General features: G+C 44.4%; 19 protein-coding genes and 2 tRNA genes. 4 read left to right on the forward strand and 17 right to left on the reverse strand.

The window, feature by feature from the left end; genetic code table 11:
• Positions 1 to 21 precede the first annotated feature (21 nt).
• From infB to rlmE, 10 genes are all read right to left on the reverse strand, one after another.
• Positions 22 to 2736 carry a translation initiation factor IF-2 gene (gene infB, locus ACGF7G_RS06930; RefSeq protein WP_387464403.1) on the reverse strand — a complete coding sequence of 905 codons (2715 nt, stop codon included), beginning with the start codon at positions 2734 to 2736 and terminating at the stop codon, positions 22 to 24.
• A gap of 24 nt (positions 2737 to 2760) precedes the next feature.
• A complete protein-coding gene (gene nusA / locus ACGF7G_RS06935; RefSeq protein ID WP_387464405.1) occupies positions 2761 to 4269 on the reverse strand; it encodes a transcription termination factor NusA in 1509 nt (502 codons plus the stop codon).
• A gap of 21 nt (positions 4270 to 4290) precedes the next feature.
• Positions 4291 to 4743, reverse strand: coding sequence for a ribosome maturation factor RimP (gene rimP / locus ACGF7G_RS06940; RefSeq protein WP_387464406.1), 453 nt, complete (start codon positions 4741 to 4743; stop codon positions 4291 to 4293).
• Positions 4744 to 4954: 211 nt separating this feature from the next.
• Positions 4955 to 5031: transfer RNA gene (locus ACGF7G_RS06945), tRNA-Met, on the reverse strand.
• Positions 5032 to 5091: 60 nt separating this feature from the next.
• Positions 5092 to 5180: transfer RNA gene (locus tag ACGF7G_RS06950), tRNA-Leu, on the reverse strand.
• A gap of 58 nt (positions 5181 to 5238) precedes the next feature.
• On the reverse strand, positions 5239 to 5577 hold the full coding sequence (gene secG / locus ACGF7G_RS06955; RefSeq protein ID WP_133813822.1) for a preprotein translocase subunit SecG: 339 nt from the start codon (positions 5575 to 5577) through the stop codon (positions 5239 to 5241).
• A gap of 176 nt (positions 5578 to 5753) precedes the next feature.
• Positions 5754 to 7091, reverse strand: a complete 1338-nt coding sequence (gene glmM, locus ACGF7G_RS06960; RefSeq protein ID WP_387464408.1) for a phosphoglucosamine mutase — start codon at positions 7089 to 7091, stop codon at positions 5754 to 5756.
• Positions 7088 to 7933 carry a dihydropteroate synthase gene (gene folP, locus ACGF7G_RS06965; protein ID WP_387464410.1) on the reverse strand — a complete coding sequence of 282 codons (846 nt, stop codon included), beginning with the start codon at positions 7931 to 7933 and terminating at the stop codon, positions 7088 to 7090. Before folP ends, glmM begins: the two co-directional genes overlap by 4 nt.
• 76 nt (positions 7934 to 8009) lie before the next feature.
• Complete coding sequence (gene ftsH / locus ACGF7G_RS06970; protein WP_387464411.1) at positions 8010 to 9962, reverse strand: ATP-dependent zinc metalloprotease FtsH; 1953 nt, start codon at positions 9960 to 9962, stop codon at positions 8010 to 8012.
• Positions 9963 to 10010: 48 nt separating this feature from the next.
• A complete protein-coding gene (rlmE, locus tag ACGF7G_RS06975; RefSeq protein ID WP_036836731.1) occupies positions 10011 to 10640 on the reverse strand; it encodes a 23S rRNA (uridine(2552)-2'-O)-methyltransferase RlmE in 630 nt (209 codons plus the stop codon).
• A gap of 135 nt (positions 10641 to 10775) precedes the next feature.
• Here rlmE and yhbY point away from each other — a divergent pair, with 135 nt between their 5' ends.
• Positions 10776 to 11069: a ribosome assembly RNA-binding protein YhbY gene (gene yhbY, locus ACGF7G_RS06980; RefSeq protein ID WP_133813827.1), complete on the forward strand. Its 294-nt coding sequence runs from the start codon at positions 10776 to 10778 to the stop codon at positions 11067 to 11069.
• A gap of 136 nt (positions 11070 to 11205) precedes the next feature.
• Here yhbY and greA read toward each other — a convergent pair whose 3' ends face one another.
• Complete coding sequence (greA, locus tag ACGF7G_RS06985; protein ID WP_133813828.1) at positions 11206 to 11682, reverse strand: transcription elongation factor GreA; 477 nt, start codon at positions 11680 to 11682, stop codon at positions 11206 to 11208.
• Between the two features lie 260 nt (positions 11683 to 11942).
• Between greA and dacB the strand changes: the two genes are divergently transcribed.
• Positions 11943 to 13391: a serine-type D-Ala-D-Ala carboxypeptidase gene (gene dacB / locus ACGF7G_RS06990; protein WP_387464414.1), complete on the forward strand. Its 1449-nt coding sequence runs from the start codon at positions 11943 to 11945 to the stop codon at positions 13389 to 13391.
• Between the two features lie 57 nt (positions 13392 to 13448).
• Here dacB and cgtA read toward each other — a convergent pair whose 3' ends face one another.
• From cgtA to rplU, 3 genes are all read right to left on the reverse strand, one after another.
• Positions 13449 to 14624, reverse strand: a complete 1176-nt coding sequence (cgtA, locus tag ACGF7G_RS06995) for an Obg family GTPase CgtA (protein ID WP_387464416.1) — start codon at positions 14622 to 14624, stop codon at positions 13449 to 13451.
• Positions 14625 to 14752: 128 nt separating this feature from the next.
• A complete protein-coding gene (gene rpmA / locus ACGF7G_RS07000) occupies positions 14753 to 15010 on the reverse strand; it encodes a 50S ribosomal protein L27 (RefSeq protein ID WP_015836118.1) in 258 nt (85 codons plus the stop codon).
• Positions 15011 to 15030: 20 nt separating this feature from the next.
• The gene (gene rplU / locus ACGF7G_RS07005) at positions 15031 to 15339 is read right to left on the reverse strand and encodes a 50S ribosomal protein L21 (protein ID WP_015836119.1); all 309 of its coding nucleotides are present in this window, start codon (positions 15337 to 15339) and stop codon (positions 15031 to 15033) included.
• Positions 15340 to 15589: 250 nt separating this feature from the next.
• Here rplU and ispB point away from each other — a divergent pair, with 250 nt between their 5' ends.
• A complete protein-coding gene (gene ispB / locus ACGF7G_RS07010) occupies positions 15590 to 16561 on the forward strand; it encodes an octaprenyl diphosphate synthase (RefSeq protein ID WP_387464418.1) in 972 nt (323 codons plus the stop codon).
• Positions 16562 to 16583: 22 nt separating this feature from the next.
• Here ispB and ACGF7G_RS07015 read toward each other — a convergent pair whose 3' ends face one another.
• Together ACGF7G_RS07015 and ACGF7G_RS07020 are read right to left on the reverse strand one after the other, a co-directional pair.
• Positions 16584 to 16958 carry a DNA-binding protein gene (locus tag ACGF7G_RS07015; RefSeq protein WP_387464420.1) on the reverse strand — a complete coding sequence of 125 codons (375 nt, stop codon included), beginning with the start codon at positions 16956 to 16958 and terminating at the stop codon, positions 16584 to 16586.
• Positions 16959 to 17034: 76 nt separating this feature from the next.
• Positions 17035 to 17382, reverse strand: coding sequence for a DNA-binding protein (locus ACGF7G_RS07020; protein ID WP_387464422.1), 348 nt, complete (start codon positions 17380 to 17382; stop codon positions 17035 to 17037).
• Between the two features lie 185 nt (positions 17383 to 17567).
• Between ACGF7G_RS07020 and ACGF7G_RS07025 the strand changes: the two genes are divergently transcribed.
• Positions 17568 to 17834 carry a helix-turn-helix transcriptional regulator gene (locus ACGF7G_RS07025; protein ID WP_021323294.1) on the forward strand — a complete coding sequence of 89 codons (267 nt, stop codon included), beginning with the start codon at positions 17568 to 17570 and terminating at the stop codon, positions 17832 to 17834.
• 102 nt (positions 17835 to 17936) lie between these two features.
• On the opposite strand, the gene mdh is transcribed toward ACGF7G_RS07025, so the two are convergent.
• Positions 17937 to 18875: a malate dehydrogenase gene (mdh, locus tag ACGF7G_RS07030; protein WP_387464423.1), complete on the reverse strand. Its 939-nt coding sequence runs from the start codon at positions 18873 to 18875 to the stop codon at positions 17937 to 17939.
• Positions 18876 to 19260: the final 385 nt, after the last annotated feature.

Below are 19260 nucleotides of genomic sequence, written 5' to 3' on the forward strand. Positions count from 1 at the left end.
GAAATTAACCAGCGGTAGGAATTAAGCGATAGAACGTTTAATTTCAATAATTTCAAATACTTCTATCATATCGCCGACACGAACATCGTTGTAGTTCTTAACGCCGATACCACATTCCATACCGTTACGGACTTCGTTAACGTCATCTTTAAAGCGGCGCAGGGATTCCAGTTCACCTTCGTAAATCACCACGTTATCACGCAGTACGCGAATTGGGTTATTACGCTTAATGGTCCCTTCAGTCACCATACAACCTGCAATCGCACCGAATTTCGGTGATTTAAACACATCACGAACCTCTGCCAAGCCCATGATCTGCTGTTTATATTCAGGTGACAGCATACCACTCATTGCCTGTTTAACTTCGTCAATCAGGCTATAGATAACGGAGTAATAACGCAGATCCAGGCTTTCATTTTCAACGACACGGCGTGCAGAAGCATCGGCACGAACGTTGAAACCCAGAATAATTGCATTAGAAGCAGCTGCCAATGTAGCGTCAGTTTCAGTAATACCACCTACACCAGAGCCGATGATTTTCACTTTCACTTCATTGGTAGACAGTTGTTCCAGTGCTTCACGGATTGCTTCACATGACCCTTGAACATCAGATTTCAGAACGATATTCAGTTCAGAAACTTCACCTTCTTCCATATTAGCAAACATGTTTTCCAGTTTGGATTTCTGTTGGCGAGCCAGTTTGACTTCACGGAATTTACCCTGACGATACAGAGCCACTTCACGGGCTTTCTTCTCGTCACGTACAACAGTTGCTTCATCACCAGCTGCCGGTACGTTGGACAAGCCAAGGATTTCCACTGGAATAGATGGGCCCGCAGAGAACACTTCACGCCCTAGCTCGTCACGCATTGCACGAACTCGTCCATATTCAAAGCCACAAAGTACGATATCGCCTTTGTTCAAAGTGCCTTCCTGAACCAGCACAGTCGCAACCGGACCACGGCCTTTATCCAGGAACGATTCGATAACAACCCCGCTTGCCATACCAGAATAGACCGCATTCAGTTCAAGAACTTCAGCTTGCAGCAAGATTGCATCCAGCAGTTCATCAATTCCGATACCAGCTTTAGCAGATACATTGATAAACTGAGTTTCACCACCCCACTCCTCGGGCTGAACACCGTGCTGAGAAAGCTCCGTTTTCACGCGATCTGGATCGGCTTCTGGTTTATCGATTTTGTTAACTGCAACAACCACAGGAACATTGGCCGCTTTTGCGTGCTGGATAGCTTCGATAGTCTGAGGCATTACACCATCATCAGCTGCAACAACCAGAACCACGATGTCAGTCGCTTTCGCCCCGCGCGCGCGCATTGAAGTAAATGCGGCGTGTCCTGGAGTATCCAGGAAGGTAATCATGCCACTTTCAGTTTCAACATGGTAAGCACCGATATGCTGGGTAATACCGCCTGCCTCACCAGAAGCCACCTTCGTAGAACGAATGTAATCCAACAGAGAAGTTTTACCGTGGTCAACGTGACCCATGATAGTCACAACCGGCGCACGAGATTCGGCTACAGCTTCACCGGTATCGCGGTCACTCATCAGCGCTTCTTCCAGCTCGTTTTCACGACGCAGGATGACTTTATGACCCATTTCTTCAGCAACCAGTTGTGCAGTTTCCTGATCAATCACCTGGTTGATGGTTGCCATTGCGCCCATTTTCATCATGGCTTTGATGACCTGAGAGCCTTTAACCGCCATCTTGTTAGCCAACTCAGCAACAGTAATCGTTTCACCAATTACAACATCACGGTTAACCGCAGCTACAGGCTTGTTGAAGCCCTGCTGTAATGTACTGGTTTTACGTTGTTTGCCTTTTGTACGGCCAACTGCACGGGCTTCTTCACGATCCGCTTTGGATTCAGAATGTTTATTATTTTTCTTCTGGCGAGTAGTTTTGCCACTGCGGGTACGAGCACGGCGATCACCTTCAACTTTAGCATCGTTTTCGTCTTCGGCAGCACGGGCGTGGCGAGAGGTAGTGACATGATAATCTTCATTATTATCGCTGGAATCTGAATCATTTGACCATTTATCCTGATTCTCCTCAGCCATACGACGAGCCTCTTCAGCAACGCGTTTAGCTTCCTCTTCTACCTTACGGCGCATTTCTTCTTCGGCTTTACGCTTAAGATCAGCAGCTTCTGCTTCTCGACGCGCTTTCTCATTTTGAGCTGGTTTTTGTCTATGTTCGGTATGTTGATTGGTCACTTTTTCATTTTCCGCTGCCTGGCGCTTAGCTTTTTCAGCTGCCTCACGTTCGGCTATTTCTTCTGCCTCACGTTTAGCCTGCTCTTCAGCGAGTTTCTTCGCTGCTGCTTCGGCTTCGCGTTGCGCTTTTTCTTCTGCTTCGCGCCGTGCTTGCTCTTCCGCTTCACGCTTCGCCTGTTCTTCCGCTTTAGCCTGTTCAACTGTATCGCGGTTTACATATGTGCGCTTTTTGCGGACCTCGACGGCTACCGGTTTGCTTTTTCCATCGGTGCCTGAAACACTCAATGTACTACGTGTTTTACGCTGTAATGTTAATTTATCTGGTTTACCAGCTGAACCGCCTTGTTCGCGGTTCAAATGCGCCAGTAAAGCTTCTTTTTCTTTCTGGGAGACAAAATCAGTTTCGGTTTTTCTAATCCCTGCATCAGCAAATTGCTGTACCAGGCGATCAACCGAAGTCTGGATCTCTTCTGCCAGTGATTTTACGGTTACATCTGTCATGCTGTTCCTTCCTGCTACAGTTTATTACGCATCATCACCAAACCAACAGATATTGCGAGCAGCCATGATGAACTCTCCTGCTTGCTCATTACTCAAACCTTCAATATCCGATAGGTCGTCGATACCCTGCTCGGCAAGATCTTCCAGCGTACAGATGCCACGGGCAGCCAGGTCAAATGCCAGAGTGCGGTTCATACCAGTCAGATTTAACAACTCTTCAGTTGGTTGCTTATCACTAAGACTCTCTTTCTGAGCCAGTTCCAAAGTAGTTAAAGCAGCTTTTGCACGTTCACGCAGGACTTCGATAGTTTCCTCATCAAGGCCATCAATTTCCAGAAGCTCTTTAATTGGCACATAAGCCAGTTCTTCCAGAGTTGAAAAACCCTCTTCGACCAGAACAGTAGCGAACTCTTCATCAATATCGAGATGCTTAGTGAATGTATTAATAGAAGCGTGAGCTTCTGCCTGATGTTTTGCTTGCAGCTCCTCAGCAGTCATGACATTTAATTCCCATTTGTCATCACCACGGTGTTTTTTCAGCAACTGCGCAGCCAGACGCACATTTTGACCATTACGGCCAATAGCCTGAGCCAAGTTGTTGCTTTCAACGGCAACATCCATCGTGCATTTGTCTTCGTCAACAACAATGGATGCAACATCAGCCGGAGCCATAGCATTAATCACGAATTGAGCTGGGTTATCATCCCACAATACGATATCAATTCGTTCGCCGCCCAGTTCACTGGAAACAGCCTGTACTCGCGCACCACGCATACCAACACAAGCACCAACCGGATCGATACGCTTATCATTAGTTTTTACTGCGATTTTAGCGCGGGAACCCGGATCACGGGCAGCAGCTTTAATCTCGATAAGCTCCTCACCAATTTCCGGAACCTCAATACGGAACAGTTCAACCAGCATTTCCGGACGGGAACGGCTGACAAACAGTTGCGCTCCTCGTGCTTCAGGGCGAACATCATACAGTACACCACGCACGCGGTCACCTGGACGGAAATTTTCCCTAGGTAACATGTCTTCGCGAAGGATAACGGCTTCAGCATTATTGCCCAGATCAAGAGTGATATTTTCACGATTTACTTTCTTAACGACACTGGTGATGATCTCACCTTGTTGTTCGCGAAACTGGTCAACAACCATGGCGCGTTCAGCTTCACGTACTTTCTGTACGATAACCTGTTTAGCAGTCTGCGTTGTAATCCGGTCAAATGTGACTGATTCAATTTGATCTTCGGTATAACCACCCAAATCAATTTCAGGCTCTTCGAATCTAGCCGCTTCCAACGTAATTTCACGAGTCGGCTGAGTCACTTCTTCAACAACTAACCAACGGCGGAAGGTGTCAAAATCGCCAGATTTACGATCTATACTGACACGAACATCAATATCTTGTTCATATTTTTTCTTGGTGGCTGTGGCCAGTGCTGTTTCCAGCGCCTCGAAGATTTTTTCGCGTGGAAGGGATTTTTCATTAGAAACCGCTTCCACAACAGCCAGAATTTCTTTATTCATCCTAGTTGCCTCATCCGAACTTTAAAAGTGGGGTACCAGGTTCGCTTTCTGGATGTTGCTCAGTGCGAACACTTCATCTTTTCCATCCACCGTAACCGTGATCATTTCGCCGTCGACAGTTTTGATAATGCCCAGCCATTTCCGACGGTTTTGCATTGCAATACGTAAAACCAGACTGATTTCTTCACCAATAAAACGCTGGTAATGTTCAGCATTGAACAATGGACGTTCTAGACCAGGTGAAGAAATTTCCAGGTTATAAAGCACCGAGATAGGATCTTCGACATCCAATACCGCACTGACCTGGTGGCTAACATCAGCACAATCATCAACAGTGATACCATTCTCACTATCAATATAGATCCGCAGTGTAGAAACACGCGCACGAATAAACTCCAAGCCGACTAATTCAAAGCCTAAAGCTTCAACTGGTGCTGAAATCATCGCTGTTAATTTTTGTTCTAATGTGGACAAACCCACCCCCAAGACATAAAAAAAGGGCTCATTAGCCCAGTAGTTCTGTTGTCAAATAACAAAAAACCCCGAAATTCGGGGCTTTATGCAACTGGACCCTATTTGCTGCCAGTGACTTAAACCACTCACTTCGCGCACCTTTCAAATCAGGATCAATACGTTAAATATTGCTGAATTATTTCATTCGAAAAAGGTACATCTTATTAAGAAGTGGTTGCGGGAGCCGGATTTGAACCGACGACCTTCGGGTTATGAGCCCGACGAGCTACCATGCTGCTCCATCCCGCGTTCGAAAACGTGGCAAATATTACGCTGATAACTGCCAAAACGCAAGCTATCTAAATTTAATGGTACCGAGGACGGGACTTGAACCCGTAAGCCCTAGTGTGGGCACTACCACCTCAAGGTAGCGTGTCTACCAATTTCACCACCTCGGCACTGATATAAGGCTATCTACTTAACCAATAACCTTATCTTAATTCTTTTTCGTGACGATTATTGCGGAATGTCACTATTTGGTGCTGCTGGCGTTGCCGGGATTTCTGTGGACTTCTCGACTTTAGCCGGTTCACCAATATTCTCCCACTTACTGCCTATACCCGTTTGGTTACTGGTCATGTTCCCAAGCACCAAACTAAGAATAAAAAACAGAGTGGCAAAAAGCGCAGTCATGCGGGTCATAAAGTTACCAGAACCCGATGAACCAAACAGTGTTGCAGACGCACCCGCACCAAAGGAAGCACCCATATCAGCACCTTTACCCTGCTGTAGCATGACCAAGGCAATTAGCCCGATAGCAACCAGCAAGAAAACAACTAAAAGAGCTTCATACATATGTTGTACCTGTATCCTCGTGGGGTTTACCACGATTTACGTGGTTACCTTATTACCGCATCACCCACCCAAACAGATTAATCCCCTGTTGAGTGGGTGTGAATACTAACCAAACAACATCTGATACGCAAGGTTAATTTCAATAATCAGAATCACTTGGGGAAAAAAACAACAAATTAACCAGCATGTTTCACTGCATCAGCAATGCGATGCGCCAAAGCCGTTACCTGAACATCATCTTCGCCTTCCACCATGACACGAATCAATGGCTCAGTACCTGACTTACGTAACAGTACCCGTCCACGGCCATTTAATTCAGCCTCAACAGATTTGGCGACACTGATTACATTTTCTGATTGAAGCGGATCGTGTGAACCAGAAAAACGAACATTTACCAGCACCTGCGGTAAAAGTTTCATACCACTGCATAAATCATGCAGGCTCATATGGTTACGCACCATTGCACTCAGAATTTGAAGGCCAGCAACAATACCATCACCTGTGGTTGTTTTATCAAGCAGGATAACATGACCGGAATTTTCAGCACCTAAACGCCAGCCTTCTTCCTGCAATTTTTCCAGCACATAACGGTCACCCACCTTAGCACGCAAGAATGGGATACCAAGCTGCTTCAATGCCAACTCCAATCCCATATTACTCATCAGCGTACCCACAACACCACCACGCAGTTGCCCCTGTCTCAGGGCTTCGCGGGCAATAATATAAAGGATCTGATCACCATCAACCTTCTGCCCCAAGTGGTCAACCATAATCACGCGGTCACCATCACCATCGAATGCCAGGCCAACATCTGCCTTCTCTTCTACAACACGTTGCTGCAACAACCGAACATCGGTAGCACCACATTTTTCGTTGATATTAATCCCGTTCGGCTCACAGCCAATCGTCACAACATTAGCCCCTAGCTCTCTGAGTACATTTGGAGCAATGTGATAAGTCGCACCGTTAGCACAATCAAGAACAATTTTTAACCCATTGAGACTTTGTTCGCTTGGAAATGTACCTTTACAGAACTCAATATAACGACCAGCCGCATCAACAATACGGTTTGCACGTCCTAACTCTGCGGATTCCACGCAAGTCAGTGGTTTTTCCATTTCAGCTTCAATCGCTTCTTCCACATCATCCGGCAGTTTCTTACCGTCAATAGAGAAGAATTTAATACCATTATCATAATAAGGATTATGAGAAGCAGAAATAACAATTCCAGCTTCAGCACGGAAAGTACGGGTCAGATAAGCAACAGCTGGTGTTGGCATAGGACCAGTAAATGAAGCAGACAAACCAGCCGCTGCCAAACCTGCTTCTAAAGAAGATTCCAGCATATAGCCGGAAATGCGGGTATCCTTACCGATAATGATCTTACGAGAACCATGACGGGCCAGTACCTTACCCGCAGCCCAACCGAGCTTTAACACAAAATCCGGCGTGATTGGGCTATCGCCCACTTTGCCACGGATGCCATCAGTACCAAAGTATTTGCGGTTACTCATAATTTCTTTTCTTCCTTTACTGAAAGTGTTTCTTCAACAATTCGCATTGCCTGCACGGTCTCTTTAACGTCATGTACCCGGATAATTTGTGCTCCTTGCATAGCAGCAATAACAGCGCAGGCCACACTACCGGCAACCCTTTCTTGTGGTGGGACATCAAGCAGATGACCTATCATGGATTTACGTGACATTCCTGCCAACACAGGCAAACCAAATTGATGAAGTTCGTTTAAATGCGCCAGTAACTGATAATTATGTGTCAAGTCCTTGCCAAAACCGAAGCCCGGATCAAGAATAAGTTTATCTTTCGCTATCCCTGCCGCCATACAACGTTCAATTTGCTCAGTAAAAAATTGTTTCACTTCGCCCAACAAATTTTCATAATGTGGCGTATCCTGCATAGTCCTCGGCTGACCTTTCATATGCATCAAACAAACAGGTAAGCCAGATTGAGCAGCACTTTCCAAAGCACCAGACTCTTGCAATGAACGAATATCGTTAATCAAATGAGCACCAGCTTTTGCTGATTCACTCATAACCAATGCTTTTGAGGTATCAACAGAAATCCAAATATTAAATCGTTGAGCTAAAGCTTCAATAACCGGAACAACCCGATCTACTTCTTCCTGTTCACTGACCTCATCAGCCCCCGGACGGGTAGATTCTCCGCCAACATCAATGATTGCAGCGCCTGCGAGAACCATCTTTTCAGCATGTCGTAAGGCCATATCCAAAGTATTATGAGCACCGCCATCAGAAAATGAATCTGGAGTAACATTCAAAATACCCATCACTTGCGGGCGGGAAAGATCGAGAACATTATCTCTAGCTATGAGTTTCATGTTGGTCTACCTTTAATATCAAAACCCCAGGGCTTGCCTGGGGTTTAATGCGTATATCTATCGGACTAATGAACAATTACTGATCTTTATTTCCTGATTGCTCACCATCTGGTACCGACGTATTGATATCATCAGCTGGTTTTGCAGCCTGTGGAGATGGCGTATTACTTGCTGGTCGGCCGTTATTGTTACTACCATTACCATTTTCCCATCCTGCTGGCGGGCGCACATTGGTACGATTCATTAAGTCATCGATCTGAGGTGCATCAATAGTTTCGTACTTCATCAATGCATCTTTCATCGAATGCAGGATATCAAGGTGTTCCATCAAAATTTGACGGGCACGTTGATAGTTATGATCAACAATCGCTTTAACTTCCTGATCGATCAGACGAGCCGTTTCATCAGACATTTGTTTAGCTTTCGCAACTGAACGCCCGAGAAACACTTCCCCTTCTTCCTCAGCATAGAGCAATGGGCCGAGTTTTTCCGAGAATCCCCACTGAGTGACCATGTTACGGGCTATTGATGTTGCAACTTTGATATCGTTAGATGCACCAGTAGAAACACTATCTGGACCATAAATAATTTCTTCTGCCAGACGGCCTCCGTATAAGGTTGAAATCTGGCTTTCCAACTTCTGACGGCTAGCGCTGATCTGATCCCCTTCTGGCAAGAAGAAAGTCACACCCAAAGCTCGCCCACGCGGAATAATGGTAACTTTATGAACGGGATCATGCTCAGGAACCAAACGACCAATAATGGCATGGCCTGCTTCATGATAAGCAGTTGCTTCTTTTTGCTCTTCCGTCATCACCATGGAACGGCGCTCCGCCCCCATCATGATTTTGTCTTTCGCTTTTTCGAATTCAACCATAGAAACTACACGTCTGTTGCCACGGGCAGCAAACAAAGCCGCTTCATTCACCAAATTCGCTAAATCAGCACCAGAGAATCCCGGAGTACCACGCGCAATGACAGAAGCATCAACATCAGTATCCAGAGGAACCCGGCGCATATGAACTTTCAGAATCTGCTCACGACCGCGTACATCTGGCAGACCGACAACAACCTGGCGGTCAAAACGCCCAGGGCGCAGTAACGCCGGATCAAGTACGTCAGGGCGGTTAGTTGCGGCAATAACGATAATACCTTCGTTACCTTCAAAACCATCCATCTCAACCAGCATCTGGTTCAAAGTCTGCTCACGTTCATCGTGACCACCACCCAAACCGGCACCACGCTGACGGCCTACTGCATCAATCTCATCAATAAAAATGATACAAGGTGCTGCTTTCTTCGCCTGTTCGAACATATCACGAACACGAGATGCACCAACACCGACAAACATTTCAACAAAGTCAGAGCCAGAAATAGTAAAGAATGGCACTTTTGCCTCACCGGCAATTGCTTTTGCCAGCAAAGTCTTACCAGTACCTGGAGGCCCGACCATCAGAATACCTTTTGGGATTTTTCCACCCAATTTCTGGAAGCGGCCTGGCTCACGCAGATATTCCACCAGTTCACCGACTTCTTCTTTGGCTTCGTCACAACCAGCAACATCAGCAAAAGTGGTTTTAATCTGATCTTCTGTCAGCATACGGGCTTTGCTTTTACCAAAAGACATTGCCCCTTTACCGCCACCACCCTGCATCTGACGCATAAAGAAAATCCAGACCCCGATAAGCAGTAACATCGGGAACCAGGAAATGAAAATAGAAGTTAGCAGACTTGGTTCTTCCGGCGGTTCACCAACCACTTTCACGTTCTTATTCAGTAACGTATCAAGTAGTTTTTCATCCTGTATTGGTAGGTAAGTGGTGTATCTGCTGTTATCTTTCTTACTAACATTAATTTCACGACCTGTGATACGAACTTCGCGCACCTGATCCTGGGCTAACTCATTGATGAAGGTAGAGTAATCCACCCTACGACTATTGGAATCGCTGGGACCAAAACTCTGGAATAACGACATCAGCACAACTGCGATAACTAACCAGAGAATCAGGTTTTTCGCCATGTCACTCAAGGGATTAACCTCATATTACAACTGTGTTAACAAATAGCATTCAGGGTACTATAGTTTCCGCCCTGTCGCTACAATGTATACTTCACGCGATCGTGCCCGCGAAGCGTCTGGCTTACGAATTTTCACGTTCGTAAACAGGGAGCGAATTTCCCTCAGGTATTCATCAAAGCCCTCTCCCTGAAACACTTTGACAATGAAACTCCCCCTAGGGGCCAGCACATCACGACACATATCTAACGCCAATTCAACCAGATACATGGATCGAGGAATATCGACCGCAGGTGTTCCGCTCATATTGGGTGCCATATCCGACATGACAACCTGGACTTTGTTATCACCAACTCGCTCAAGCAATGCTTTCAATACAAGTTCATCACGAAAATCGCCCTGAAGGAAATCGACTCCGACAATTGGATCCATCGGTAAAAGATCACAGGCAATCACCCGCCCATGCTCATTAATTTGACTTACTGCGTACTGAGACCATCCACCAGGGGCGGCACCTAAATCAACAACGGTCATGCCGGGCTTAAAAATTTTGTCACTTTGTTGAATTTCATCAAGTTTAAACCAAGCGCGAGAGCGAAGCCCTTTTTTCTGTGCCTGAAGAACATATTTATCACTAAAGTGTTCTTGTAACCAGCGGCTGGAGCTTGCCGAACGTTTTTTATTGGCCATTGTCCTTTCCAACTATACTAATAAAAGCCAGATATCTATGCTCAACACACCAAAACCACAACACACTATTTATGGTGATAGATATGAGATGGCGGTAGAATGTCCCGTTTTCAATCCTAACTAAGCAAAAAAACAATGACTCTTAACAAAAAACAAGTGCAACACCTGAAAAGTCTCGCTCATCCATTAAAACCTGTCGTCATGATTGGTAACAATGGTTTGACTGAGGGCGTGTTGGCTGAAATTGAACAAACGCTGGCACACCATGAGCTTATCAAAGTCAAAATCGCAGGCGAAGATCGTGAAATCAAAAATTTGATCGCCAATGCAATTGTCCGCGAAACTGGTGCATATAATGTGCAAATTATCGGAAAAATACTGGTTCTTTACCGCCAATCGGCAGAACGCAAAATTATTTTACCTAAATAATCAAACCACATTTATATAAAAATGCCATGCGTATGATTATGGTAAAAAAGGCCATATCCGGCCTTTTTTACCTTCTCTACGATTTTTATGTAACTTTACCTAATAGGAATCAATAGCAACAGGCTGATTCTGAGGTTTAAATATATTCAACTTTCAGGATTTCATATTCAACTTCACCGCCTGGCGTTTTGATAATAACAACGTCATCAGCTTTTTTACCAATCAAACCACGGGCAATCGGTGAATTCACTGAGATTAAATTTTCTTTAATATCAGCTTCATCATCACCCACAATCCGGTAAGTCTGCTCTTCATCCGTATTTATATTCAAAGCTGTAACTGTAGCGCCAAAAATAACGCGCCCAGTCTTGGGCATTTTTGTGACATCAATCACTTGTGCATTAGAAAGTTTAGCTTCGATTTCCTGAATACGGCCTTCGCAGAAACCTTGCTGTTCACGAGCCGCATGATATTCAGCGTTTTCTTTCAGATCACCATGTTCACGCGCTTCAGCAATGTCTGAAATAATTTTTGGACGGCGTACGTTCTTTAGATAATCTAACTCTTCGCGCAACTTATCCGCGCCACGTACCGTCATTGGAATCTGTTTCATTTATTAATCCTCTAAATCTTTCCTGAGCAAAAAACAAGCATCATCCTGATGTTTTCAGATAACAGCACAATGAGCACGCCTTGTCGGGCGGGCTTCCAGACAATAAACAATAATGTGAACCACCGCGCTACCCAGAGTTCACAGTCATATTCTACATATTAATATATCATTCTAACGTAGACTTGATGATGGGTCATCGTTTACTTTCCCCCTCGTTGCGCTTTAGTATTGTGGCATGTCCACATCCATATGCGAAATTTATGTCCTTCTTTAAAATTGCCAGCAAGTTAGTCTGCGTTACCTGTCTGTACTTGGCTACCCCCAATGCAAACGCCACACCTGTTGAGGAATATACGCAATATCTGCCTGATGGCACCAATCTTGCGTTAATCGCTCAGAAAGTTGGTGCCAGTACCCCGGTAATTGATTATCACGGGCAGCAAATGGCTTTGCCAGCAAGTACGCTGAAAGTTGTCACCGCGCTTGCAGCATTGTTACAACTGGGAAAAGACTATCGCTTTATCACCACATTGGAAAGTCATGGCAAAATTTCAAACGGTATTTTAAAAGGGAATTTGATCGCTCGTTTTGTCGGAGATCCAACACTGACCCGTCAACAACTTCGCAATATGGTTACAGTTTTGAGCCAAGCCGGCGTGAAAAAAATTGACGGTGATCTCTTAATAGATGTTTCCGCTTTTGCCAGCCACGATAAGGCTCCCGGCTGGGTATGGAATGACATGACCCAATGTTTTAGTGCGCCACCTGCTGCTGCAATCGTAGATCGAAACTGTTTTTCCGTTTCACTGTATAGCGCAGAACGTCCCGGTGATACTGCATTCATCCGTGTCGCATCCTTTTATCCAGTGAATATGTTCAGTGAAGTTAAAACATTGGCAAAAGGCGCTCCTGAAAGCCAGTACTGTGAATTAGATGTCGTTCCAGGAGAACTCAATCGTTTTACACTTACCGGATGCCTTACTCAGCGCAGCGAACCATTACCATTGGCTTTCGCTATTCAGAACGGAACCAGCTACGCGGGGGCAGTTCTCAAAAACGAACTGCAAATTGCTGGAATTGAAATCACAGGCAACCTAAAACGCCAAAGCTTACCAACTGAACCGGGTAAAATTCTGGCTCATAATCAATCCGCACCATTACATGATCTGCTGAAAATAATGCTAAAGAAATCTGACAATATGATCGCGGATACTGTATTCAGAACAATAGGCCGACAACACTTTAATATACCAGGAACCTGGCGTTCAGGCTCTGATGCGGTACGGCAAGTATTAAAACAAAAAGCAGGTATCGATCTGGGAAATACCGTGATGGTAGATGGCTCAGGATTATCCCGCCATAATCTGATTACCCCAGCAACCATGATGGAAGTATTACAATTCATTGCTCAACATGATCAAGAATTAGATTTCATTTCCATGCTGCCATTAGCCGGTCATGACGGTACTCTAAGATACCGGGGAGGATTGGATGAAGCAGGAGTAAACGGGAAAGTTTCGGCTAAAACCGGTGCCCTGCAAGGAGTGTATAATCTGGCTGGCTTTATAACCACTGCTAGCGGTCAGCGAGTTGCCTTCGTGCAGTTTATTTCTGCTTATGCCGTGCCACCAAAAGAGCACCGCAGCCGGCGAGTTCCTCTAGTGCGATTCGAAAGTCGGCTATATAAAGATTTATATCAACAAAACTAATAAAATCGGCGCCACAAATAGGTGGCGCCCTTAACTGCAATGAGAGAGACTGAAGAATCAGCGTTTATAAATCACTTCAATACCTTCGTCGTCATCTTCATCCCAATCGTCATCCCAGTCATCGTCTGCTGCCGAAACCTGTTCTAGTTGCTCTTTATGGTAATCATCCCACATGAATTCAACTTTCTCAGGTTGAGCTTCATCTTCTGTTGTACTCATATTACGAGGTTTGGTTTTCATAAACTCCATAATATCCCAACAAAGCTCTTTAACACCCAGACGATTTATCGCTGAGATCATGTAAAAATCGCCTTCCCAACCCAATTCATCAGCAATAACTTGTGCACGCTGTTTAGCTTCTTCTGGCTCTAACAGATCAACTTTATTGAATACCAACCAACGTGGTTTTTCTGCCAATTTTTCGCTGTATTGCTGTAACTCATTGACAATAATCCGGGCATTTTCAACAGGATCTGATTCATCAACAGGACAGATATCAATTAAGTGCAACAACACCCGACAACGTTCCAAATGTTTCAGGAAACGAATACCCAAGCCAGCACCGTCGGAAGCACCTTCAATAAGCCCTGGAATATCAGCAACCACGAAACTCTGCTCGTTATCCATCCTTACAACACCCAAGCTGGGTACCAGAGTTGTGAATGGATAATCTGCAACTTTTGGTTTAGCGGCAGAAACAGCACGGATAAATGTAGATTTCCCTGCATTTGGCATCCCCAGCATACCAACATCTGCCAACAACATCAGTTCCAGCATCAATTCGCGGGTTTCACCTGAAGTCCCCATTGTTTTTTGGCGAGGAGCCCGGTTAACAGAAGATTTAAAGCGGGTATTACCCAGTCCATGAAATCCACCTTTCGCTACCATCAGACGCTGTTCATGACGAGTCATATCGCCCAGAATCTCACCGGTTGCCATATCACGGACACGCGTACCAACAGGCACTTTAATCGTAGTATCCTGACCACGCTTACCGGTACAATCACGGCTTTGACCATTTTGCCCACGTTCCGCCCGGAAAGACTTTTCAAAACGATAGTCAATCAGTGTGTTGAGATTTTCATCTGCCAGCAGATAAACATCTCCACCATCTCCACCATCACCACCGTCTGGCCCACCTTTCGGAATATATTTTTCACGACGGAAGCTGACACAACCATTGCCACCATCCCCCGCAACAACCAGTATTCTGGCTTCATCTACAAATTTCATATTTTTTCTCCGTATGATAGCCATTATCGTGCTGGACGGCTGTTTTACCCAGAGATGGCGTATTCAGAATAATAAAAAGCCCCGCAACACATTGCGGGGCTTCTGATTCGGTTTGTAACTCGAAAAACTTATTCAGCTTCGATGCTGATAAATTTGCGGTTTTTCGGGCCTTTAACTTCGAACTTAACTTTCCCGTCAGCTAATGCGAACAGGGTGTGGTCACGACCACAACCAACGTTGCTGCCCGCGTGGAATTTAGTACCACGTTGACGAACAATGATGCTGCCTGCTAATACAGACTCGCCACCAAAACGTTTTACACCCAGACGTTTGCTTTCAGAATCGCGGCCATTACGAGTTGAGCCGCCAGCCTTTTTGTGTGCCATTTAATCTGCTCTCCTAAATCTTAAGCGATGCCAGTGATTTTAACATCAGTGAACCACTGACGGTGGCCTTGCTGCTTACGGCTGTGCTTACGACGACGAAACTTAACAATTTTAATTTTCTCGCCGCGACCATGAGCAACCACTTCAGCTTTGACTTTAACGCCTTCAACTACAGGAGCGCCGATTTTGATGTCATCACCATTAGCGACCATCAGAACCTGGTCAAACTCAACAGTTTCACCTGTTGCGATGTCCAGCTTTTCCAGGCGAATTGTTTGACCTTCGCTGACTCGGTGTTGTTTACCACCACTTTGGAAAACCGCGTACATATAAACTCCGCTTTCCGCACGCCCCCTAAATATCATTCCAGAGCGCGCTATAAATATTCATAATAGGGCGCGAATTCTACGCAAAAAAGCCTAAGAAGACAAGAGCAGAATTAGAGCAGATGATAAAAAAACATAGTTTCTGAATTGTCATTTATTTGAACTGTTTTTCGAGTACAATCAAGCCACAGCGATAACTATTATAATGTTAATATGAACACTGCTCTGCATTAGAACCCATAGCCGAAAAAACATGAATTTAGAATCTATTATCAAGCTAACCGCTGATGATATGGCAGCGGTAAATGAAGCCATTCTTAGCCAGTTGAATTCTGACGTTACTCTTATAAATCAACTGGGCTACTACATAATCAGTGGCGGAGGAAAACGCATCCGCCCAATCATTGCCATTCTCGCTGGCAGAGCATTAGGTTGTCAGGGTGATAAGCATATTACTGTTGCTGCTTTAATCGAATTTATCCACACAGCGACCTTGTTACATGATGATGTTGTGGATGAATCGGATATGCGACGTGGCAAAGCCACCGCCAATGCCACTTTTGGTAACGCGGCCAGTGTACTGGTTGGCGATTTTATATACACCCGCTCTTTTCAGATGATGACGACGCTTAACTCTATGCGGGTTCTTAAGCTGATGTCAGAAGCAACCAATGTTATCGCTGAAGGCGAAGTTTTACAGTTAATGAACTGCAATGACCCAGATATCTCTGAAGACGATTATATGCGCGTGATTTACAGTAAAACAGCACGGCTGTTTGAAGTTGCCGCCCACTCCTCTGCGATCCTTTCCAACGCGACACCAGAGCAGGAAGCTGCTTTACAAGATTACGGACGTTATTTAGGTACTGCATTCCAGCTAATTGATGATTTGCTAGACTATGATGCCGATAGCAACACACTAGGCAAAAATACTGGTGATGACCTCAATGAAGGTAAACCAACATTACCATTGCTACACGCTATGAATCATGGTAACCCAGAACAATCATCACTTATCCGTGAAGCAATTGAAAAAGGTAATGGTCGCCATTTACTCGAAACCGTACTGACAACAATGAAACAGTGCGGTTCGCTGGAATATACCCGTAAGCGAGCAGAAGAAGAAGCAGATAAAGCCATTGCTGCTTTACAGGTGCTAGGAAGCTCCCCATACAAGCAAGCACTTGTGGGGTTAGCACATATCGCCGTACAACGCCTCTCTTAATTGATAGCAGCAAAACCTGGGGTTAATCCGCCTCCAGGTTTTTTTCTACGTCTTCAACATCAATATAGCTAATAAGTTTTGCCAACCCTTCCCGAAGAATGAATTTCACCATTTTTTCCCGCTCAACTTTAGTCAGTTGATAGTAAGCTTCAACCCAGATTAAGAATGGGTCCTGCCGTTTGTTTGCATAATCAACGGTGTTTTCCCCTACGGATAACATATTAAGTACATCTTCAGGCAAACTATTTATATTGTATTCAAGAGCCTTACCCTGAACACCCAGTTTACGTCTATACTCCCATCCTTCCCGCCTTGCCATCAGATTTATTCCCTGTGGCGAAGAAGGAAGTCCGGCAATACCAACCAGCTCTTTAGCTGAGTACCATTCTTTTTTCATACTTTTCTTCTCACTTTGCACCGGGATAATGAAGAAGAAGCCAAGTTAATTGGCATTTTTAATTTCCAAAAATGAGCTAAATAACAGAAATTTTTTCCAAAAAACTTCTGATACCGTCTCGTAAAATCATGGCTGTCACAGCCTGTTTCTCAGATTCTGACAACTGGTGGAAAGCTCCAACCCAAATCGATAAAGGATCTTGCCTCTGCACCTGATACTCAGAAGATGATTCATGAAGCTCCAGCGCTGCAATGGTCGTCTCTGGAAAACAGGAATAGTGATATTCGACTGCTTTGCCTTGTACCCCTTGCTTTTTCTGACATAACCACTCCTCGCGTTTTGCTCTGGCATTAACTCCTTGTGGTGATCCAGGTAACTCACCCACGCCAACCAATTCCTTGGCCGAAAACCACTCTTTTTTCATCACGTTTCTCTATTTTTGTAACCAAGTTCAAAAAAGAAGTTTTTAAGAAAAAATTTGGAAATATTTTTAGGAAAATAATGCTATTTTATTTCTCAATAACAGGTTTCAGTTCGTTATTGCTCTCATGCAGACCTGTTATTTATACCACTAACATAGCATCAAATTTAATAAAAAAAGGATTAAAAATGATTTCAAGGAAATCTGATTGGCATCCAGCCGACATAATTGCAGCTTTACGCAAGCGGGGAACAACCTTAGCTGAGGTATCACGCAAAGCGGGACTGAGCTCATCTACACTCGCTAATGCACTGTCTCGCCCATGGCCAAAGGGGGAATGGATAATTGCGAATTATCTGGAAATACATCCTTCAGAGATTTGGCCGAGTCGTTATTTTGATCCAAATACTGGAGAATTATTAGAAAGGAAAGTACGCGAACAAACAAATAATTAGCTAACGAATTATTTTCGTTAAATAAAAACCGCCGGTAATTCGTTATACCAGCGGTTTTTATTGTTTCATAAGTATATATTTTATATCTATAAAATATACCAATTAGTTATTAATGAATTTTTCACCTAATTCTATATCTTTTCTCAATACGTCCAACATGCCTTCCAGTGATTTCTGTTCAAAATCACTCAACTTGCCGATGTCCAAACGCTCTTCTACACCATTTTTACCCAAACGAACCGGCTGAGCGAAGAAACGCGCATATTTGCCATCACCTTCAACATAGGCACATTCCACAACATTGCTTTCGCCTTGTAAGCCACGGACCAAAGAAAGACCCAGACGAGCCGCGGCTTGCCCCATAGACAGAGTTGCTGATCCACCACCAGCTTTAGCTTCAACAACTTCAGTACCTGCATTCTGAATACGTTGAGTTAAAGCTGCCAATTCTTCATCAGTAAAGCTCACACCAGGGATTTGGGACAACAGAGGCAGGATCGTCACACCAGAGTGACCACCGATAACTGGCACTTCGATTTCCTGTGGTTTTTTACCTTTCAATTCAGCAACAAAAGTATTGGAGCGGATAATATCCAGGGTTGTTACACCAAACAGGCGGTTTTTATCATATACACCCGCTTTTTTCAGCACTTCAGCCGCAATAGCTACAGTTGTGTTGACTGGGTTAGTAATAATCCCAATCAGTACCTTCGGACACGTTTTAGCCACTTGTTCTACCAGGTTACGAACGATACCAGCATTAACATTAAACAGATCTGAACGATCCATACCTGGTTTACGGGCAACACCAGCAGAAATCAATACAACGTCCGCGCCTTCCAACGCTGGCGTTGCATCTTCACCAGCAAAGCCCTTAATTCTCACATCCGTTGGGATGTGGCTCAAATCAACAGCCACCCCAGGTGTCACTGGCGCGATATCATATAAAGAGAGTTTTGAACCTGAAGGAAGCTGGGTTTTTAGTAGAAGAGCAAGAGCCTGACCAATACCACCGGCTGCACCGAGAACTGCAACTTTCATCCTGATACTCCTTAAATCGTTTATACTTTAAAATGCTGTGAATTCATCTGGTTACAAACCATAGATTACTACTTTCTTGAAAACAACCTGTTAACAGCCAAATTGCGGACTTACGCTCTAATCGTCGGACGTAAAAGTCGCCGTATTCTAGGCAAAATGCTTATCTGTTAATGAGATAATGGACACTATTTTGATAATTACCTTATGATTTTATGAAATAACCCGCAAATACCTTACACCCAACAACAACACCAAACAACATCATTTGATTAACAATATACTTACATGATAACCCGCCCAAAAAAGCAAATTCTCATATTCATATTTTGTGAATTTCTATATAGCATAAGACTAATTCATGCTTTTAAAATAGTGATAAAATCAT

This window comes from Photorhabdus sp. RM323S (genome assembly GCF_042879375.1).
Lineage (GTDB): Bacteria > Pseudomonadota > Gammaproteobacteria > Enterobacterales > Enterobacteriaceae > Photorhabdus > Photorhabdus tasmaniensis.

Coding starts and splice junctions, on each gene's coding strand:
- rpmA (WP_015836118.1), bottom strand. CDS start 15,010: ATGGCACACAAAAAGGCTGGCGGCTCAACTCGTAATGGCCGCGATTCT.
- cgtA (WP_387464416.1), bottom strand. CDS start 14,624: ATGAAATTTGTAGATGAAGCCAGAATACTGGTTGTTGCGGGGGATGGT.
- ACGF7G_RS07015 (WP_387464420.1), bottom strand. CDS start 16,958: ATGAAAAAAGAATGGTACTCAGCTAAAGAGCTGGTTGGTATTGCCGGA.
- secG (WP_133813822.1), bottom strand. CDS start 5,577: ATGTATGAAGCTCTTTTAGTTGTTTTCTTGCTGGTTGCTATCGGGCTA.
- glmM (WP_387464408.1), bottom strand. CDS start 7,091: ATGAGTAACCGCAAATACTTTGGTACTGATGGCATCCGTGGCAAAGTG.
- folP (WP_387464410.1), bottom strand. CDS start 7,933: ATGAAACTCATAGCTAGAGATAATGTTCTCGATCTTTCCCGCCCGCAA.
- ACGF7G_RS07020 (WP_387464422.1), bottom strand. CDS start 17,382: ATGAAAAAAGAGTGGTTTTCGGCCAAGGAATTGGTTGGCGTGGGTGAG.
- ispB (WP_387464418.1), top strand. CDS start 15,590: ATGAATTTAGAATCTATTATCAAGCTAACCGCTGATGATATGGCAGCG.
- rplU (WP_015836119.1), bottom strand. CDS start 15,339: ATGTACGCGGTTTTCCAAAGTGGTGGTAAACAACACCGAGTCAGCGAA.
- infB (WP_387464403.1), bottom strand. CDS start 2,736: ATGACAGATGTAACCGTAAAATCACTGGCAGAAGAGATCCAGACTTCG.
- rlmE (WP_036836731.1), bottom strand. CDS start 10,640: ATGGCCAATAAAAAACGTTCGGCAAGCTCCAGCCGCTGGTTACAAGAA.
- mdh (WP_387464423.1), bottom strand. CDS start 18,875: ATGAAAGTTGCAGTTCTCGGTGCAGCCGGTGGTATTGGTCAGGCTCTT.
- yhbY (WP_133813827.1), top strand. CDS start 10,776: ATGACTCTTAACAAAAAACAAGTGCAACACCTGAAAAGTCTCGCTCAT.
- nusA (WP_387464405.1), bottom strand. CDS start 4,269: ATGAATAAAGAAATTCTGGCTGTTGTGGAAGCGGTTTCTAATGAAAAA.
- dacB (WP_387464414.1), top strand. CDS start 11,943: ATGTCCTTCTTTAAAATTGCCAGCAAGTTAGTCTGCGTTACCTGTCTG.
- greA (WP_133813828.1), bottom strand. CDS start 11,682: ATGAAACAGATTCCAATGACGGTACGTGGCGCGGATAAGTTGCGCGAA.
- ACGF7G_RS07025 (WP_021323294.1), top strand. CDS start 17,568: ATGATTTCAAGGAAATCTGATTGGCATCCAGCCGACATAATTGCAGCT.